We start from the raw sequence: 19,519 nt of genomic DNA on the forward strand, positions 1-19,519 counted from the left end.
CATGGCTCTGCAACTGAGCTTTGCCGAAGCCAGCGCCACCGGACCACGCGCGGAGAATCAGGACGCCTTGCGCCTGGTCACTCCGGCCCCGGCGCTGGCCGCCAGCAAAGGATTTCTGTTCGCCATCGCCGACGGCGTCAGCCAGTGCGCCGATGGCGGCCTGGCCGCGCGTTCGACCTTACAGGCGCTGGCGCTGGACTACTACGCCACCCCGCAGACCTGGAGCGTGGCCCAGGCGCTGGATCGCCTGTTGCTCGCGCAAAACCGCTGGTTGCAGGCCAATGGCGGCGGCCAGCCGTTGCTGACCACCGTCAGCGCGCTGGTCCTGCGCGGCAGGCGCTTCACGCTGGCGCATGTGGGGGATTGCCGGGTCTATCGCTGGCACGCCGACACCCTGCAGCGCATCACCGAGGATCACGTCTGGGAGCAACCGGGCATGCAGCACGTGCTCAAACGCGCACTAGGCCTGGACCAGCATCTGGTGCTGGATTTTCTCGACGGCGAACTGCGTGAGGGCGAAAGCTTCGTGCTGCTCAGCGACGGTGTCTGGGCCGCGCTCGGCGACACGGCCATCGCCGGGATTCTGCGTGATCAACCGGATCTGCACAGTGCAGCACAAACGTTGGTCAACACCGCGCATCTGGCCGGCAGCCAGGACAACGCCAGCGCCTTGCTGGTGCGGGTGGACGCCGTGGGGGAAGCGAGCATTGGCGATGCGCTGATCCAGTTGCAGCAATGGCCGTTGCCATCGACGCTCAAACCGGGCCAGGCCTTCGAAGGCTGGCAGGTGCAAGGCATCGTCGGCCAAAGCCAGCAATCGTTGCTGTATCGGGTATTGGATAGCCAGGGTCAGGCATGGCTGCTGAAGACCTTGCCCACACGGCTGGCGGACGATGCCCACGCAGGTCAGGCCCTGCTGGCGGAAGAATGGTTTCTCAAACGCGTGGCCGGGCGACATTTCCCTGAAGTCCACAGCGCCAGTCAGCGTCAGCATCTGTACTACGTGATGCGTGAATATTCGGGGATCACCCTGGCACAGCGGTTCGAGCAAAACGGCCCGCTGCCGCTGCCTCAGTGGCAGGACGTGGCCGAACGCCTGTTGCGGGCCGTCGGCCTGCTGCATCGGCGGCAGATTCTGCACCGCGACATCAAGCCGGAGAACCTGCTGCTGGGGGACGACGGCGAGTTGCGCCTGCTGGATTTCGGCCTCGCGTATTGCCCCGGTCTTTCGCAGGACACACCGTCGACGCTGCCGGGAACTCCGAGCTATATCGCGCCGGAATCCTTTCGGGGGGATGCGCCCGAGGCTCGTCAGGATCTGTATGCGGTGGGCGTGACGTTGTATTTCCTGCTCACCGGGCATTTCCCCTACGGAGAGATTGAAGCCTTCCAGCGTCCGCGTTTCGGGGTGCCGGTGAGTGCGGCTCGTTATCGCCCGGATCTGCCGGAATGGCTGGCGCAGTGTCTGGAACGTGGCGTCTCGGCCGATCCATTGCAACGTTACGAAACCGCCGAGGAATGGCTGCTCACGCTGGAACAGGGTGAACGCCGCAGCCTGAATGTACGCCCTCGCCCGTTGCTCGAACGGGAGCCGCTGAAGGTCTGGCGGACATTGGCATTGCTGGCGCTGCTGGGCAATCTGGTGCTGTTGTTCATGCTTTTTCATGGCTGACTCGTCGCTCCATTAGCGGGCAAGCCGCATCCAATCGGTGCAAAAACCACGATGACTTTCCGGCCTATGTCTGCGCCACCTCAATGAATTCGAGGCTCAGCGCGACTTGGCACAACCGCTGCATTATCGGTTTCAACTGACATAAAGACCGACCTTCAACGACGAAGGCCGGACTTCCCGAGAGAACGGGACAAGGACAAAGGCGTCCTCGCTAGGCAACTGGCGGGACGCCTTTTTTGTTTGCGCAATATTTGTCGAGCAAGGCCTGACTGCCCTCAAGAGGCAAACCCGAAGCTTGCGGAGAACCTGATGAAAAAACTCAAACTGGTGATGATCGGCAATGGCATGGCCGGGGTCCGCACCCTGGAAGAACTGCTCAAGCTGAGTAACGAGCTGTATGACATCACGGTCTTCGGCGCCGAACCGCACACCAACTACAACCGCATCCTGCTGTCGCCAGTGCTGGCCGGCGAACAGACCTTCGAAGAGATCGTGCTCAACGACCTCGACTGGTATCTGCAAAACAACATCAAATTGCTGCTCAACCGCAAAGTAGTGGAGATCGACCGGGTCAAGCGCCGGGTGATCGCCGAAGACGGCACCGAGGCCGAATACGATCGTCTGCTGATCGCCACCGGCTCGACCCCGTTCATCCTGCCGATCCCCGGCAACACCTTGCAGGGTGTGATCGGTTACCGCGACATCGCCGACACCCAGGTGATGATCGACACCGCCAAGACCCACAAGCACGCCGTAGTGATCGGCGGCGGCCTGCTCGGCCTCGAAGCGGCCAACGGCCTGATGCTGCGCGGCATGCACGTCACCGTGGTGCACCTCGGTGAATGGCTGCTGGAACGGCAACTGGACAAGACCAGCGGCCAGCTCCTGCAAACCGCCCTCGAATCCCGTGGCCTGCACTTTCGCCTGTGCGAACAGACCCAGGCCCTGCATGACGCCGGCAATGGTCGGGTCGGCTCGGTGCAATTCAAGAACGGCGACATCATCCCCGCCGATCTGGTGGTCATGGCCGCCGGCATCCGCCCCAATACCGAACTGGCGGAAAAGGCCGGCATCCCGTGCAATCGCGGGATTCTGGTCAACGACACCCTGCAAACCTACGACCCACGCATCTATGCCATCGGCGAATGCGCCAGCCACCGTGGCATCGCCTACGGCCTGGTCGCGCCACTGTTCGAACAGGCCAAGGTCTGCGCCAATCACCTGGCGCAACTGGGTTTCGCCCGTTATCAGGGCTCGGTGACGTCGACCAAATTGAAAGTCACCGGCATCGACCTGTTTTCCGCCGGCGACTTCATGGGCGGCGAAGGCACCGAGACCATCACCCTCTCTGACCCGATCGGCGGGGTGTACAAAAAACTGGTGATCAAGGATGACGTGCTGGTCGGCGCCTGTCTGTACGGCGATACGGCAGATGGCGGTTGGTATTTCCGGCAGATTCGTGAGAATCACGCCATCGGCGAGATCCGCGATCACCTCATGTTCGGAGAAAACGCACTCGGCGATGTAGGACATCAGGGCCAGGACAAAGCCATGAGCATGGCCGACAACGCCGAAGTCTGCGGCTGCAACGGCGTGTGCAAGGGCACCATCGTCAAGGCGATTCAGGAGCACGGGCTGTTCAGCGTCGACGAAGTGAAGAAACACACCAAGGCGGCCAGTTCCTGTGGCTCCTGCGCCGGTCTGGTCGAGCAGATCCTGATCAACACCGTCGGCGGCGCGGCGGACGTCAAACCGAAAAGCGAAAAAGCCATCTGCGGTTGCAGCGATCTCAACCACGGCCAGATCCGCCAGGCCATCCGCGAACAGCATCTGCTGACCATCGCCGGCACCATGAGCTACCTCAACTGGCGCACCCCGAACGGCTGCGCCACTTGCCGCCCGGCCCTCAACTATTACCTGATTTCAACCTGGCCCGGCGAAGCCAAGGACGATCCGCAGTCGCGCCTGATCAACGAGCGGGCCCACGCCAACATCCAGAAGGACGGCACTTATTCGGTGGTGCCACGGATGTGGGGCGGCGTGACCAACCCGTCGGAACTGCGGCGGATCGCCGATGTGGCGGACAAATACCAGGTGCCGATGGTCAAGGTCACTGGCGGCCAGCGCATCGACCTGCTGGGGATCAAGAAGCAGGATCTGCCGGGGGTCTGGAAAGACCTCGACATGCCGTCCGGCCACGCCTACGGCAAATCGATCCGCACCGTGAAAACCTGCGTCGGCAGCGAGTTCTGCCGCTTCGGCACACAGAATTCGACCCAGTTGGGCATCGACCTTGAACATGACCTGTTCAACATGTGGTCGCCGCATAAAGTGAAACTGGCGGTCTCCGGATGCCCACGCAACTGTTCGGAAGCGGGGATCAAGGACGTAGGAATCATCGGCGTCGATTCCGGCTGGGAGATGTACATCGGTGGCAACGGCGGGATCAAGACTGAAGTCGCCGAGTTCTTCGTCAAGCTCAAGACCGCCGAGGAAGTGCGCGAATACAACGGCGCGTTCCTGCAGTTGTATCGCGAGGAAGCCTTCTACCTCGAACGCACCGTGCACTACCTGCAACGTGTCGGCATGGAGCACATCAAAAAAGCCGTGCTGGAAGATCCCGAGCGTCGCAAGGCCCTGAACGAACGCCTGCAATTCTCCCTGTCGTTCGAACAGGACCCGTGGAAAGAACGCCTCGCCCAGCCGCAACTGAAGAAAGAGTTCGAAGTGATCCCCGTGAAAAACCTGGAGGTGCCGGCATGAACTGGCTCGATATCTGTGCCCTGGAAGAGATCAACGCCCTCGGTTCGCGGATCATCGCCGGGCCCAAAGGTGACATCGCGATCTTTCGCACGAGCGACGACGAAGTTTTCGCACTCGACGACCGCTGCCCGCACAAGGGCGGTCCACTGTCCCAGGGCCTGATCTACGGCAAACGCGTGGCCTGCCCGTTGCACAACTGGCAGATCGACCTGCAATCCGGTGAAGCCCAGGCGCCGGACGTCGGCTGCGCGCACCATCACCCGGCCCGGGTCGAAAACGGCCGCGTGCAACTGGCCCTGCGGGACGCCGTCTGATGAACCGCCAGACGACCGCCTCGACCTGCTGTTATTGCGGGGTCGGCTGCGGCGTGCTGATCGAGCATGACGGCGAGCGCATCCTCGGCGTCAGCGGCGATCCGGCGCACCCGGCCAACTTCGGCAAATTGTGCAGCAAAGGCTCGGCCCTGCACCTGACCGGTGATCTGGCGGCACGGGCGTTGTACCCGGAATTGCGCCTGGGCAAAGGCCTGGCGCGCAGTCGCTGCGACTGGGACACCGCGCTGGAACATGCCGCCAATGTGTTCGCCGAAACCATCGCCGAACACGGCCCGGACAGCGTGGCGTTCTACATCTCCGGACAGCTGCTGACCGAGGACTACTACGCCTTCAACAAGCTGGCGCGGGCGCTGGTCGGCACCAACAACATCGACAGCAACTCGCGGTTGTGCATGTCTTCGGCAGTGGTTGGCTACAAGCGCAGCCTCGGCGCCGACGCCCCACCGTGCAGCTATGAAGACCTGGAGCTGAGCGATTGCGTGATGATCGTCGGCAGCAACATGGCCTACGCCCATCCGGTACTTTTTCGCCGCCTGGAAGAAGCCAAATCCCGCCGCCCGCAGATGAAAGTCATCGTCATCGACCCTCGGCGCACCGACACTTGCGACCTCGCCGACCTGCATCTGGCGATTCTGCCTGGCACTGATGTCGCGTTGTTCCATGGGATTTTGCATCTGTTGTTGTGGGAAGACTGGATCGACCGTGACTTCATCAAGGCTCACACCGAAGGCCTCGCCGAGCTGAAAAATCTGGTGCGTGATTACACCCCGACCATGGTGTCGCAGCTGTGCGGGATCAGCGTCGAGCAGTTGCAGCAATGCGCCGAGTGGATCGGAACCGCGCCGAGCTTTCTGTCGCTGTGGTGCATGGGCCTGAACCAGTCCACCGCCGGCAGTGCGAAGAACAGCGCCCTGATCAATCTGCATCTGGCCACCGGGCAAATAGGCCGGCCGGGCGCAGGACCTTTCTCCCTGACCGGTCAGCCGAATGCCATGGGCGGGCGGGAAACCGGCAGCCTTTCCAACCTGTTGCCCGGCCATCGTGAAGTAGCCAACCCAGAGCATCGCGCCGAAGTGGCGGCGTATTGGGGCGTGGACTCGCTGCCGGAAAACACCGGACTCAGCGCCATCGAATTGTTCGAACAGGTACGCAACGGCCAGATCAAGGCGTTGTGGATTGCCTGCACCAACCCCGCGCAATCGATGCCGGACCAGAATGCTGTGCGAGCTGCGCTGGAGGCTTGTCCGTTCGTGGTGTTGCAGGAAGCGTTTCGCACCACCGAAACTGCAGCGTTTGCCGACCTGCTGTTGCCGGCGGCCAGCTGGGGCGAGAAAGAAGGCTCGGTGACCAACTCCGAACGGCGGATTTCCCACGTCCGCAAAGCCATCGCCGCACCGGGTGAAGCGCGACCGGACTGGGCGATCACGGTGGATTTCGCACAACGTTTGGAAAAACGTCTGCGCCCGCAACAGCCGGGCCTGTTTGCGTTTAACCGCCCCGCGCAGTTATTCGATGAATTCAAAGGGCTGACCAGTGGCCGCGATCTGGATTTGTCCGGTATCAGCCATGAGTTGCTCGATGAAATCGGCCCGCAGCAATGGCCGTTTCCTGAGGGATCCCGGCAAGGCACACCGCGCCTGTACTGCGATGGCATATTTCCTACGGCCAACGGTCGCGCACAGTTTGTTGCCGATCCCTATCGCGCTGCAAAAGAGCAACGGGACGCGCGTTTTCCACTGACCCTGATCACCGGTCGCCTGCGCGATCAATGGCACGGTATGAGCCGCACCGGCACGGCGGCGCAGTTGTTCGGGCATGTCAGCGAAGCTGTGCTGAGCCTGCACCCGGACGAATTGCGTCGGCACCGCTTGCAGCCGGGGGATCTGGTGAATCTGAAGAGCCGCCGGGGAGCGGTAATCATGGCGGTCGCCAGCGATGACAGTGTGCGTCCGGGCCAGGCTTTTCTGCCGATGCACTGGGGCGATCGCTTTCTCAAGGGCGGCGTGAACTGCCTGACCCTGCCCGCCTTCGATCCCTTGTCGAAACAACCGGAACTCAAGCACAGCGGGGTACGCCTGGAACCCGTAAATCTACCCTGGCAATTGTTCGCCTTGATCGAGGGCAATGTTCAACGGCACTTTGAGGCGCTTCGACCGCTGTGTGAGGCGTTTTCCTACGTCAGCCTCAGCCTTGTCGGTCGCGAACGTCCGGCGCTGCTGTTACGCGCCGCCAGCGCCGCCGCACCCGATCCGCAATTGCTGCGCGAAATCGACCAGTGCCTGGCCCTGATCGACGGCCCGGTACTGGCCTATGACGATCCGCGCCGGGCCATTGGCAAACGGGTACGCATCGAGAACGGACGAATCACTACAATCCGCCTCGCCGGCGAAACCCTCGCCCAACATTGGCTGCAAGGCTTGTGGCTGGAGGGCCGCGCAGACGAAGAACTGCGGCGCTGGCTGTTGGCGCCGATGAGTGCACCGCCAGGCAATGCCGGCGTGCGGAATGTTGCCGACAAGACCTTGTGCAATTGCAAAAACGTCAGTCACAGCGCGGTCTGCGCCGGGATTCGTGAAGGTCTGGATTTGCAGGGTTTGAAAAACAAATTGGGCTGCGGCACGCAATGCGGCTCCTGCGTCCCGGAAATCAAGCGTTTGCTGACCGCCGAAGCGCGGCCGGTTGCCGTCATCTGAAGAGGAAAACACCATGAACGCAAAAGTCTGGCTGGTGGGCGCAGGTCCCGGCGATCCTGAACTGCTGACGCTCAAAGCCGTGCGTGCCTTGCGCGAAGCGGATGTGGTGCTGATTGACGATCTGGTCAACGACGCAGTGCTGGAGCACTGCCCGGCTGCGCGGATCATTCCGGTCGGCAAACGCGGCGGCTGTCGCTCGACGCCACAGGCATTCATTCATCGGCTGATGCTGCGTTATGCGCGCCAGGGCAAATGCGTGGTTCGCCTCAAGGGGGGCGATCCGAGCATCTTCGGTCGTGGCGGCGAGGAAGCGCAGTGGTTGCGTGAACACGGGGTTGAAGTGGAGCTGGTCAATGGCATCACTGCCGGGCTGGCCGGGGCGACGCAGTGTGACATTCCGCTGACGTTGCGCGGCGTGGCGCGGGGCGTGACGCTGGTCACCGCGCACACTCAGGACGATAGCCAATTGAACTGGCAGGCACTGGCGCAAAGCGGCACAACGCTGGTGATCTACATGGGGGTAGCCAAGCTCAGCGAGATTCGTGAACAGTTGTTGGCAGGCGGGATGGCGATGGAGACGCCGGTGGCGATGATCGAGAACGCCTCCCTGCCACAACAACGGGAATGCCGGAGCGATCTGACGCGAATGGAGGAAGACGCCGGCAGGTTTGAGCTCAAGAGCCCTGCCATTCTGGTGATTGGAGCGGTGGCAGCTTTTGCGGACCGATCCGGTTTGCTCGCCTGGCCCGCCGATCAGTCAGCCTGAGCATCTGGTTTTCACCAAATCGCAGACAAAGAAAAGCCCGGCCTGAGCCGGGCTTTTCTCAAAGCAGCGAGCTAATTACTTAGCTTGAGCTTCAACCTGAGCTTCTACGCGACGGTTAACGGCGCGGCCAGCTTCGGTTTTGTTGTCAGCAACTGGACGGGTTTCGCCGTAGCCAATCGACTGAACGCGGGACGATTCAACACCGTACTGGTTAACCAGAACTTGCTTAACGGCGTTTGCACGACGCTCGGACAGTTTCTGGTTGTAAGCGTCAGGACCGACGGAGTCAGTGTGACCTTCAACAGTGGTGTGAGTCGCTGGGTACTGCTTCATGAAGTCAGCCAGGTTCTTGATGTCAGCGTAGCTGTTTGGCTTGACGACCGACTTGTCGAAGTCGAACTTCACGTCCAGCTCTACACGAACAACTTCAGCAACTGCCGGGCAGCCATCAGCGTCAACAGTTACGTTGGCTGGAGTGTTCGGGCACTTGTCAACGTTGTCGCAAACGCCATCGTTGTCGCTGTCGGAGCAGACTTCAGCTGGTGCTGGAACTGGAGCAGCAGCAGGCTTGTTGCCGCCACCGAAGTTCACGCCCAGACCGATTACTGGAGCGTAGTTCCAGCGACCGTTGTCCAGTTTGTAGTCAGCGTCTACACCAGCACGGGCGTAGAAGTTTTCAGCGAAGTAGTACTTAACGCCAGCGCCAGCGTTCAGGTAGGTCGACTGGTCGCGACCGGTGTGGCCGTCAGCGGCTACGTTGGTCAGGCTGCCGTGCTTCACACCGCCAGCAACGTAAGGACGCAGAGCGTCACCAGCGTTGTTGAAGTGGTACTGAGCGATCAGGCCGAAGTTGTCGCCTTCCAGCTTCTGGCTGCCAGTGCCGTCGTTCGAACGGGTGTGGTTGTTCTTGTCGTAGGTGAAGTTCAACGACACGTCGTCGGTCAAGAAGTAACCGATAGAGGCGCCTGGGTTGAAGCCGTCTTCGACATGGTTAACGCTGTCGTTGTACTGCTTCTTGTAGAACAGTTCGCCTTCAACTGCGCCTTGGCCTTGTGCCAGTGCGCCGAACGAAGTAGCGGCAATCAAAGAACCAATGGCCAAGCCCAAGGTGTTTTTCAGTTTCATCCGTTAAATCCCCATCTGGTGATTGTGAAGCAGTCCCGCAAACCGGGGGACAACTCGGCGGCAAGTCTATCAGAACTTGCCTACACGTAAGAGATATTTGCGCCGAACTAAGTTTCAGCAATGCCTGCAAATTTCTCACGCAATTTATCTAGAGCACGTTTGTACCGCATTTTTGTAGCACTCAAACCCATGTGCATGATGTCTGCGATCTCCTGAAATTCCAGCTCTGCGACAAAACGTAGCACCAGAATTTCACGGTCAATCGGGTTCACATACACCAGCCAGCGATCGAGTCCGCCCTTCTCCTCGGGTTTCGGCGCCTTTTCTTCGGACGCTTCCTCAAGGGGGTCAAGACTCAATGCGTCCATCAAGCGACGCTTTCGCCGTTCCTTCCGATACTGCGTGATGCATTCGTTGTAAGTGATGCTATATAGCCATGTCTTGAACTTCGATTTCCCCTCGAAGTTCTTCAGGCCGTACAGCACCTTCAACATCACTTCCTGACAGACATCGTCTGCGTCGCGATCGTTCCCAAGATACCGCGCACAGACGTTAAATAATGTTCGCTGGTAACGCCGCATCAGTTCTTCATAGGCGCGCGTCACGTGAAACAGCTCGGTATGCGAGCGCGCGACCAACTCCTCATCAGAGAGCTCGCGGGGGTCGTAGCGCGTGGATAGCGTTTGGGCTTTATTCAAAACAAGTCGTGCCGACAGTCAGGTCAATGTCCACCGCTGCCAGCATCAGCTGGCATTTTGCGGCGGCATACATTAGCAGGGTTTGCCGGGTTAGCGGCTACTCACATGCTGCTCCAGCAGGATCCGATTGGAGAGAGAGACTAGCTCACCCTCATCGGTCAGCAATGTGGTTTTAACCGTGCCGATCTCTTCGATCTGGCCTTCGACCTCGCCAACACGCACTTGTTGCCCAACCTGATACAACTCACGCACATAGATTCCCGCAAGAATCTGACCGGCAATTTCCCGGCTTCCCAGGCCCATGGCCAGCGCAACCGCCAGACCAACGGTAATCAATACGATGACGATCACATGGTTCAGCAGGTCGGTCTTGACCTCGAGCTGACTGATCGCGACCGAGATGCTGATGATGATCACCAGGCCCTGGGCAATTCGCCCAAGCCCTGAAGCGTAGTCCAGACCAACGCCTTCTGCCGCCCCGCGCACCAGCCCGTTGGCCAGTTGCGCCAGCAATACACCGACCAGCAGCACCAGCGCGGCGCCGAATACTTTCGGTACATACAACGCCAGCATGTCCAGCGTAGCTGAAACACGCTCAAGCCCAAGGGATTCTGCCGCAGATACCAGGAAAATCAGCAGAACAAACCAATAGACGATTTTTCCGATCAGGGTCGAGATCGGCACTTGCAGTCCCGCACGGGACATCAATTTTGTCAGCCCGGTGCCGCCCATCAGGCGATCCAGACCCAGCTTGGCGAGCAGCTTGGACAAAAGGGTGTCCAGCAACTTGGCCACGACGAAGCCCAACAGCAGCACCACCAGTGCGCCGAACAGGTTCGGGATGAAATTAGCGACTTTGGTCCACAACGCAGTCATTGCCGTGACGAGGCTCTGAGTCCAGAGATCAAGTTCCATATTCAATCAGCCTTATCAGCAGTGCGAGCGGTAGGTTTACGGAGACGGGAAACCGGCGCGACATGAGCCGAGCCGTTATTCAGGGCGATCATCAGCGCGGGCAGCCAGCGGCCCAGCAGGCTGAACAGATCGCCGGCGCCGACCTGGCGGTTGGCGGTTTTGAGTACGCGGCCCAGGCATGCGTCGTCGTCGCGGCCGGACGGCGAGGCGTTGAGCATGTCGCGCAAAGACTGTTCAAACGGATCGTGCATACGCACCTCTCGTGATGTCTGTGAAAGACGCGGGCAAATTTGGTCGGGTCACATGGCGCATCGTCATACCCAGCGCAAACGGCGGAACAACCACCATTGTCCGAGTGCCACCGAGACCATCAGCAGGCACGCCACAAGGAATCCGTAGGGGCTTCCCGAAAGCGGAATTCCGCCCACATTGATCCCCAGCAAGCCGGTGAGAAAACTCATTGGCAAAAAGATCCCGGTGATGATCCCGAAGCGGTACATGGTGCGATTCATGCGCACGCTCAAACGCCGGTCTTCGGTGTCCAGCACAAGCCCCACGCGCTCTCGGGTCAATTCGAGCTCTTCGAGATAGCGGGTCAGGCTGTTGTTCAATTCGTTCCAGTAGTCGGCGTCGTCATCGACGAACCAGGGCAGTTTTATCCGCGTCAGCTGTCCGAAAATGTCCCGCTGCGGCGCAAGAAAACGCTTCAGTCCGGCCGCCCGGCGACGGATGTGCAAAACGGCACCATGCTCGGGGGTATACCGTTCGTCGGCATCCAGCTTTTCTTCCTCTTCATCGACCACTTCCGAGAGGCAAGTGACCAGATCCTGCACCTTGTTGGTGAGGTATTGAGCGAGATAGAGAATGAGTTCGGACGAGGTTTTCGGACCTTTGCCCTCCCCCAGCATCGCCAACAGTTCATCGGTGGCGCGCAACGGGCGCAAACGCAGGGAAATCACACGCTGGGCCGCAGCGAAAATCCGTACCGAGACCATGTCCTCCGGCTCGGCCCCAGGATTGAGGTTGACACCGCGCAAAAACAGCAGCAATTCGGAATCGGGCAGCGGCAACAGCCGTGGACGGGTGTTCTCTTCCAGCAGCAGATCGCAGGTGAACTCGTTGAGCCCACTGGATTTGCGCAACCACGTCTGAGTCTGCGGGTGACTGCGATCCCAGTGCAGCCACAGGCTTTCGTGTGCCTGCAGCTGCAAACTGTCGAGATCAGTCCGGGCTATCGAACGCGCACCGCCTTTACCGTCCAGCACCAGGGCATGCACCAGCCCCCATTGCGCGTTTTCTTCCTCGAACATCCTCACCCCAGTGCTTGCCGCGTTTTATTCAGGCATCGTCAGCGGGCTCGGCGAAATGATCACGCCGTTGTTGTCCGCATAGATGTATTGGCCCGGATGAAAAGTGACACCCGCGAAAGTCACCGGCACGTTAAGGTCGCCAAGACCGCGTTTTTCGGTTTTCTTCGGGTGGCTGGCCAGCGCCTGGACGCCGAGATCAGTCTGGGCAATGACATCCACATCGCGGATGCAGCCGTAGATCACCAGCCCTTCCCAACCGTTTTTCGCGGCTTTCTCGGCAATCATGTCGCCCAGCAGCGCGCAGCGCAGGGAACCACCACCATCGACCACCAGCACCTTGCCGTTGCCCTTGAGTTCGGCTTGTTCCTTGACCAGCGAGTTGTCTTCGAAGCACTTGATGGTCACGATTTCGCCGCCGAAGGAATCACGGCCGCCGAAATTGCTGAACATCGGTTCCAGCACCTGCACCAGCTCCGGATAGGCGTCGCACAGGTCAGGCGTAAGGTAATGGTTCATCGAAAAACTCCTGTAACAAGGAAGACGATCAAGGATGTCGCACTCTTTTGAAACGAGTCCCGGCGGTCGCTGTTTACCTTAGTCCATGCAATGGTCGCTGACCGAACCTGAACAAAGGCTGAAACGTAATAGCGAAACAGTCACCAAATATGACCAGAACCGCCCAATGCGTCATATCTTAGCCGCAAGCCGACTTGAACGAAATGCCCTTTTCAGAGCCGTCCGCTCATCCCGCCGCAGCCAGATCCACCTTTTCGCCGAGTAATGGCGTGTGCTGGTCAGTCAACCAGCGCGCCACCAGCGGCCAGACTTCAGCCTGGGCGGCCTTGCTCACCAACATCTCGACATGACCGAAATTGTCGTTGAAACCCTGCTCGCGCCCCAGGTTGATGAACTGCTTTTGCTCGGAGCCAATCTGATCGAACAGTTTGCGGCAGGCCCACGCCGGATCCTGATGGTCCCCGGCCGCCGTCACCGCCAAAACAGGCACCTGAACGTCGGCGAGTCCCGCCCACCAATCCTTGTCCTTGTCACCGAAACGCCCGAACAGGCCGTACCAGCGCATGCTTTCCAGGGCCAGGCCGATCGGCTCGTCCTCAGGGCCACGCTTGAGCCGCGAACCGGACAACTGCGCAAAACGCTTGAGAATGAAACGTCCGCTCCACTCCACCGGTGGAATCTTCAGCGGCCAGTAAGTGCGGCTGACCTGCGTGCCGAAAAACGCCGCCGACGCCACGGCCGGTTCACCGAGGTACTCTCCGCCCAGCGCTGCCGCCAGGGTGATACCGCCCAGCGAATGGCCGATCCAGTGCGGCACCTGACCACTCTGCTCGCGTACGAACGCGGCAATGGCCGGCAGATCGTATCGGGCGTAGTCGGCAACGCGGTTGCGGCGGTAGTCCTCGTTGCGCTGGGACAGGCCGTGGCCGCGCATTTCCGGGATCCACACATCGAATCCCAGACGCGTCAGATACGCGCCCAGCCCCAAACCTTTCGGCGAGAACCAGAAGCGTCGATTGGAAAAGCTGCCATGCAGCAAAATCACTGGTACGCCGCGTGTCGCCGGTTCATCGGCCATGCCGAGACGGGTCACCGCGATTTCCACGGACCAGTCAGGGCTGTTGCCCGGTTTCAAGCGGTATACGTCTTCGCTCAGATCACCGCGTCGTTCGGCGCTGATCAGGGCGACAGGAAATAGGTCACTGCTGCTTTGCATAATGCTCTTGCACAAAAAAGGGCGGCATCCGGAGAGCTCGCCCTACTTGAATCCTAAAGAGGCCGGTCAGGGACCGGCCTCTTCACTCACCGATCAGGCCTGCGCCTGACCCTCAGCCAGGAAGAACCAGGTTTCCAGTACGGAATCCGGGTTCAGCGACACGCTTTCGATGCCCTGCTCCATCAGCCACTTGGCAAGATCCGGGTGGTCCGAAGGACCCTGACCGCAGATGCCGATGTACTTGCCGGCCTTGTTGCACGCGGCAATCGCATTGGCCAGCAGCTTCTTGACCGCCGGATTACGCTCGTCGAACAGGTGCGCGATGATCCCGGAGTCACGGTCCAGACCCAGTGTCAGCTGAGTCAGGTCGTTGGAACCGATCGAGAAGCCGTCGAAGAATTCGAGGAATTCTTCAGCCAGGATCGCGTTGGACGGCAGTTCGCACATCATGATCACGCGCAGGCCGTTGTCGCCGCGCTTCAAGCCGTTTTCGGCGAGCAGATCGACCACCTGGCTGGCTTCGCCGAGGGTACGGACGAACGGCACCATGATTTCGACGTTGGTCAGGCCCATCTCGTTGCGCACGCGTTTCAGCGCACGGCACTCGAGCTCGAAGCAGTCGCGGAACGATTCGCTGATGTAACGCGAAGCGCCACGGAAGCCCAGCATCGGGTTTTCTTCTTCCGGCTCGTACAGTTTGCCGCCGATCAGGTTGGCGTACTCGTTGGACTTGAAGTCCGACAGACGCACGATGACCTTCTTCGGTGCGAACGCAGCGGCCAGGGTGCTGATGCCTTCAACCAGCTTTTCGACATAGAAGCCGACCGGATCGTCGTAACCGGCGATGCGCTTGTCGACGCTGTCCTTGATTTCCTGTGGCAGGCCGTCGTAGTTCAACAGCGCTTTCGGGTGGACGCCGATCATGCGGTTGATGATGAACTCCAGACGGGCCAGGCCCACACCGGCGTTCGGCAGCTGCGCGAAGTCGAAGGCGCGGTCCGGGTTGCCGACGTTCATCATGATCTTGAACGGCAGCTCCGGCATGGCATCCACGGAGTTTTTCTTGATGTCGAAGCCCAGTTCGCCTTCGAAGATGTAACCGGTGTCGCCTTCGGCGCAGGACACGGTCACGCCCTGGCCATCTTTCAACAGCTGAGTAGCGTTGCCGCAACCTACAACGGCTGGAATCCCCAGTTCACGGGCGATGATCGCCGCGTGGCAGGTACGGCCGCCACGGTTGGTGACGATGGCGCTGGCGCGCTTCATCACCGGTTCCCAGTCCGGGTCGGTCATGTCGGAGACCAGCACGTCACCCGGCTGCACTTTGTCCATTTCGGACACGTCGCGGATGATCCGCACCTTGCCGGCGCCGATACGCTGGCCGATCGCACGGCCTTCAACCAGCACGGTGCCGGTTTCTTTCAGCAGGTAACGCTCCATGACGTTGGCCTGGGTGCGGCTCTTCACGGTTTCCGGACGGGCCTGCACGATGTACAGCTTGCCGTCGTCACCGTCCTTGGCCCACTCGATGTCCATCGGGCAGCCGTAATGCTTCTCGATGATCATCGCCTGCTTGGCCAGTTCGCTGACTTCAGCATCGGTCAGGCAGAAACGCGCGCGCTCGGCCTTGTCGACATCGACGGTCTTCACGGAGCGACCGGCCTTGGCCTCGTCGCCGTAGATCATCTTGATGGCCTTGCTGCCCAGGTTGCGGCGCAGGATTGCCGGGCGACCGGCCTCCAGCGTGCCCTTGTGGACATAGAATTCGTCCGGGTTCACCGCGCCTTGTACGACGGTCTCGCCCAGGCCGTAGGCGCCGGTGATGAACACCACGTCACGGAAGCCGGATTCGGTATCGAGGGTGAACATCACGCCGGCGGTGCCGGTTTCCGAACGCACCATGCGCTGCACGCCGGCCGACAGGGCGACCAGTTTGTGGTCGAAGCCCTGGTGCACGCGGTAGGAGATGGCACGGTCGTTGAACAGGGAAGCGAACACTTCCTTGGCCGCGCGGATGACGTTTTCCACGCCACGGATGTTCAGGAAGGTTTCCTGCTGACCGGCGAACGAAGCGTCCGGCAAGTCTTCGGCGGTGGCGGAGGAACGCACGGCCACGGCCACGTCAGGATTACCGGCCGACAGCGCGGCGAAGGCGGTGCGGATCTCGGTATTCAGTTTTTCAGGGAATTCGGCTTCCATGATCCATTGGCGGATCTGGGCGCCGGTCTTGGCCAGGGCATTGACGTCATCGACGTCCAGCGCATCGAGGGCCTTGTGGATCTGATCGTTCAGACCGCTCAGTTCCAGGAAGTCGCGATAGGCCTGCGCCGTGGTGGCGAAGCCGCCGGGGACCGAAACACCGGCACCGGCCAGGTTACTGATCATCTCGCCCAGGGATGCGTTCTTGCCCCCCACATGCTCAACATCGTGTTTGCCGAGCTTATCGAGGGAAACTACGTACTCTACCAAGGTGATCTCTCCACTAACTGTGTTGGAAAAGCTCAGAAACCGGCGGCTCGGGGGAGCCTTGGCCGGCTGTATGGCCTGGACCTGGAAAATAAGTGAGAATGCGGGCCAATGGCGGCCGGCAAATCGCGCCTATCATATCCAGAAATACTCATTAGCTTAAGGCCCAAGGTGCAAATGAAACGATCTGCTTTCTTTATCTCCGATGGCACCGGCATTACCGCCGAAACCCTGGGTCAAAGCCTTCTGGCGCAGTTCGAAAACATTACCTTCAGCAAATTCACGCGGCCCTACATCGACAGCGTGGAAAAAGCGCGGGCCATGGTACAACAAATCAACAAAGCCGCTGAAACCGACGGTTTCCGGCCGATCATCTTCGACACCATCGTCAATCAGGACATTCGTGAGATTCTCGCAACCTCCAATGGTTTCATGATCGACATCTTCTCGACCTTCCTCGCCCCGCTCGAGCAGGAACTGACCGAGCACTCTTCCTACACCGTCGGCAAATCCCATTCGATCGGTCACAACTCCAACTACATGGAGCGGATCGAGGCGGTGAACTTCGCCCTCGATAACGACGACGGCGCCCGCACCCACTATTACGACAAGGCCGACCTGATACTAGTGGGCGTGTCGCGTTGTGGTAAGACGCCGACGTGTCTGTACATGGCGATGCAATTCGGCATCCGCGCGGCCAACTATCCGCTGACCGAAGACGACATGGAACGCCTGCAATTGCCGGCCGCCCTGCGCGCCCACCAGCACAAACTGTTCGGCCTGACCATCGACCCGGACCGCCTCACCGCGATCCGCAACGAGCGCAAGCCCAACAGCCGCTATTCGAGCTACGCCCAGTGCGAGTTCGAAGTGCGCGAAGTGGAGAACCTGTTCCGCCGCGAGAACATCCCGCATATCAATTCCACGCATTTTTCGGTGGAAGAGATTTCGGCGAAGATTCTCGTGGAAAAAGGCGTCGAGCGGCGGTTCAAGTAAGCCCCACGTCCCTCAACCTGTCCGCACGCTGAATGAAGTAACGCAAAGTCCTCGCAGACCGTGTTTTTTACGCCTCTGTAACATTCCGAAATATACAATCCGCGCAAGTTGCGTATCCGGCCCTAAACCGGATGCGCCAACCCTCTCGACCCGGTGAATTCACCGGGTCCGCAGCATCCACTTCCTGCTTGAAGTCATGGAATGAGCGCCCGCTCATTCCCGGGTGCGCAATGCAGACAGAAGCTACGCTCAGACAGCCGCGCCTCCACTCAGAACGCTGCAGGACTCACTGCCTATGAACAAAGTGTTCCGCCACTACATCCCGGCCTCGACACGGCGCCTGTTGCCCAATCGCTGGGACTTGATCGCCCTGCCGCTGGTGATCGGCTTTTTGCTGTTTTTCTCCATCGGTGCCCGGGAAACCTGGGCCCCGATCGGCTCTCTGCAAAGTGAAGTGGTGTCCCTCGACCCGGGCAACCTGCCCGAATACGCCATGCGCACCACCCTGCGCATGCTCGCGGCGATGGTCGCGGCACTGGTGTTCACCCTGCTCTACGGCACACTGGCCGCGAAAAGCCGCCGGGCCGAAAAACTGTTGGTGCCGGTGCTGGACATCCTGCAATCGGTGCCCGTGCTGGGTTACATCTCCTTCACCGTCACCTTCTTTCTATTGTTGTTTCCGGGCCGGGTGCTGGGTGCGGAACTGGCCGCGATCTTTGCCATTTTCACCAGCCAGGCGTGGAACATGACCTTCAGCTTCTACCAGTCGCTGCGCATGCTGCCGCGTGACCTGGTGGAAGTGTCGACCAACCTGCAACTGTCCGGCTGGCAGAAGTTCTGGAAGCTCGACGTCCCCTTCGCCATGCCCGGGCTGGTCTGGAACATGATGATGAGCATGTCCGGCGGCTGGTTCTTCGTGGTGGCGTCCGAAGCAATTACCGTGGGTGACCAGACTATCACCCTGCCGGGGATCGGCTCGTTCCTGGCCCTGGCCATCGCGCAGAAAGACATGCACGCCGTGGGCTACGTGATCCTGACGATGGTCGCGGTCATCCTGATTTATGACCAGTTCCTGTTCCGCCCCCTGGTGGCCTGGGCCGACAAGTTCCGCATGGAAAACACCGCATCGCAGACCGCCGCTCCGGAGTCCTGGGTACTGAATCTGATCCAGCGCACCCGGTTGATCCAGCGCATTTTGCGCCCCATCACCCGCGTCATCAGCCGCCTCGGCAACATGCGCCTGAACCTGCCGCGCACCGCGCGCAAGGTCATGGCCTCGGAAAGCCCCGCCACCACCAAGGCCATTGACTGGATCTGGGGCTCGCTGATCGGGTTGCTGACCGCGTATGCGCTCTATCACATCGTGCTGTATGTCGGCACCGAAGTGACGTTTGCCGAGGTCGGGCATGTGTTGTTGATGGGATTGTTCACCCTGTTGCGGGTGGCCGGGCTGATCTTCATCGCCTCACTGATCTGGGTGCCGCTGGGCGTGATGATCGGCCTGCGTCCGGCGCTGGCGGAAAAGATCCAGCCGCTGGCGCAGTTCCTCGCAGCGTTCCCGGCGAACCTGCTGTTCCCGGTGTTCGTCATCGTGATCCTGCGTTACCAGTTGAACCCGGATATCTGGCTGAGCCCGCTGATTGTGCTGGGCACCCAGTGGTACATCCTGTTCAACGTGATCGCCGGGGCCAGCGCCTTCCCCAATGACTTCAAGGAAGCCGCCGCCAACTTCCGCATTCGCGGCTGGCTGTGGTGGCGCAAGGTCATGCTCCCCGGGATCTTCCCGTACTACGTGACCGGCGCCATCACCGCCTCGGGTGGTGCATGGAACGCCAGCATCGTCTCCGAATTCGTTTCCTGGGGGCAGGACAAAGTCGTCGCCCATGGCCTGGGCGCCTACATCGCGCAAACCACGGCCGCCGGCGACTTCCCGAAAATCACCCTCGGCGTGGTGGTGATGTCGTTCTTTGTCGTGGCCTTCAATCGCGTGGTCTGGCGACCGATGTACGCCATGGCCGAAAACAAACTTCGCCTGAACTGACGGGATT

15 protein-coding genes are annotated in these 19,519 nt (G+C 60.3%); 7 read left to right on the plus strand and 8 right to left on the minus strand.

Annotation, left to right across the window (positions count from 1 at the left end; all coding sequences use genetic code 11):
- The first annotated feature begins 1 nt into the window (after nt 1).
- The 5 genes from ACW9HX_RS19695 to cobA all read left to right on the plus strand — a co-directional run bounded on the left by ACW9HX_RS19695 (nt 2) and on the right by cobA (nt 8,229).
- Nucleotides 2–1,672: a protein kinase domain-containing protein gene (locus tag ACW9HX_RS19695; protein WP_457381891.1), complete on the plus strand. Its 1,671-nt coding sequence runs from the start codon at nt 2–4 to the stop codon at nt 1,670–1,672.
- A gap of 309 nt (nt 1,673–1,981) precedes the next feature.
- Nucleotides 1,982–4,435, plus strand: coding sequence for a nitrite reductase large subunit NirB (nirB, locus tag ACW9HX_RS19700; protein ID WP_457381892.1), 2,454 nt, complete (start codon nt 1,982–1,984; stop codon nt 4,433–4,435).
- A complete protein-coding gene (nirD, locus tag ACW9HX_RS19705) occupies nt 4,432–4,749 on the plus strand; it encodes a nitrite reductase small subunit NirD (protein ID WP_007951992.1) in 318 nt (105 codons plus the stop codon). The genes nirB and nirD overlap by 4 nt, the downstream gene beginning before the upstream one ends.
- Complete coding sequence (locus ACW9HX_RS19710) at nt 4,749–7,463, plus strand: nitrate reductase (RefSeq protein WP_457381893.1); 2,715 nt, start codon at nt 4,749–4,751, stop codon at nt 7,461–7,463. Before nirD ends, ACW9HX_RS19710 begins: the two co-directional genes overlap by 1 nt.
- A gap of 13 nt (nt 7,464–7,476) precedes the next feature.
- Nucleotides 7,477–8,229 (plus strand): uroporphyrinogen-III C-methyltransferase, encoded by a 753-nt coding sequence (gene cobA / locus ACW9HX_RS19715; RefSeq protein WP_457381894.1) that lies wholly within the window; start codon nt 7,477–7,479, stop codon nt 8,227–8,229.
- Nucleotides 8,230–8,304: 75 nt separating this feature from the next.
- On the opposite strand, the gene ACW9HX_RS19720 is transcribed toward cobA, so the two are convergent.
- The 8 genes from ACW9HX_RS19720 to ppsA form a co-directional block, all read right to left on the minus strand.
- Nucleotides 8,305–9,354, minus strand: a complete 1,050-nt coding sequence (locus ACW9HX_RS19720) for an OmpA family protein (RefSeq protein WP_457381895.1) — start codon at nt 9,352–9,354, stop codon at nt 8,305–8,307.
- A 107-nt stretch (nt 9,355–9,461) separates the two neighbouring features.
- A complete protein-coding gene (gene sigX, locus ACW9HX_RS19725) occupies nt 9,462–10,052 on the minus strand; it encodes an RNA polymerase sigma factor SigX (RefSeq protein WP_011333251.1) in 591 nt (196 codons plus the stop codon).
- A 90-nt stretch (nt 10,053–10,142) separates the two neighbouring features.
- Nucleotides 10,143–10,967 carry a mechanosensitive ion channel family protein gene (locus ACW9HX_RS19730; RefSeq protein WP_065259736.1) on the minus strand — a complete coding sequence of 275 codons (825 nt, stop codon included), beginning with the start codon at nt 10,965–10,967 and terminating at the stop codon, nt 10,143–10,145.
- A 2-nt stretch (nt 10,968–10,969) separates the two neighbouring features.
- Nucleotides 10,970–11,218 (minus strand): CrfX protein, encoded by a 249-nt coding sequence (locus ACW9HX_RS19735; protein WP_085700244.1) that lies wholly within the window; start codon nt 11,216–11,218, stop codon nt 10,970–10,972.
- A gap of 63 nt (nt 11,219–11,281) precedes the next feature.
- Entirely contained in the window at nt 11,282–12,277 is a 996-nt protein-coding gene (locus ACW9HX_RS19740; RefSeq protein WP_457381896.1) for a zinc transporter ZntB, read from the minus strand.
- A gap of 24 nt (nt 12,278–12,301) precedes the next feature.
- A complete protein-coding gene (gene rraA / locus ACW9HX_RS19745) occupies nt 12,302–12,793 on the minus strand; it encodes a ribonuclease E activity regulator RraA (protein ID WP_457381897.1) in 492 nt (163 codons plus the stop codon).
- A 226-nt stretch (nt 12,794–13,019) separates the two neighbouring features.
- On the minus strand, nt 13,020–14,009 hold the full coding sequence (locus ACW9HX_RS19750; protein WP_457381898.1) for an alpha/beta fold hydrolase: 990 nt from the start codon (nt 14,007–14,009) through the stop codon (nt 13,020–13,022).
- A gap of 93 nt (nt 14,010–14,102) precedes the next feature.
- Nucleotides 14,103–16,478: a phosphoenolpyruvate synthase gene (ppsA, locus tag ACW9HX_RS19755; RefSeq protein WP_457381899.1), complete on the minus strand. Its 2,376-nt coding sequence runs from the start codon at nt 16,476–16,478 to the stop codon at nt 14,103–14,105.
- 174 nt (nt 16,479–16,652) lie between these two features.
- Here ppsA and ppsR point away from each other — a divergent pair, with 174 nt between their 5' ends.
- A complete protein-coding gene (gene ppsR / locus ACW9HX_RS19760; RefSeq protein WP_011333245.1) occupies nt 16,653–17,471 on the plus strand; it encodes a posphoenolpyruvate synthetase regulatory kinase/phosphorylase PpsR in 819 nt (272 codons plus the stop codon).
- Between the two features lie 295 nt (nt 17,472–17,766).
- Complete coding sequence (locus tag ACW9HX_RS19765) at nt 17,767–19,512, plus strand: ABC transporter permease (protein WP_457381900.1); 1,746 nt, start codon at nt 17,767–17,769, stop codon at nt 19,510–19,512.
- The last annotated feature ends 7 nt before the right edge of the window (nt 19,513–19,519 follow it).

Source organism: Pseudomonas sp. SDO52101_S400, assembly GCF_054071635.1.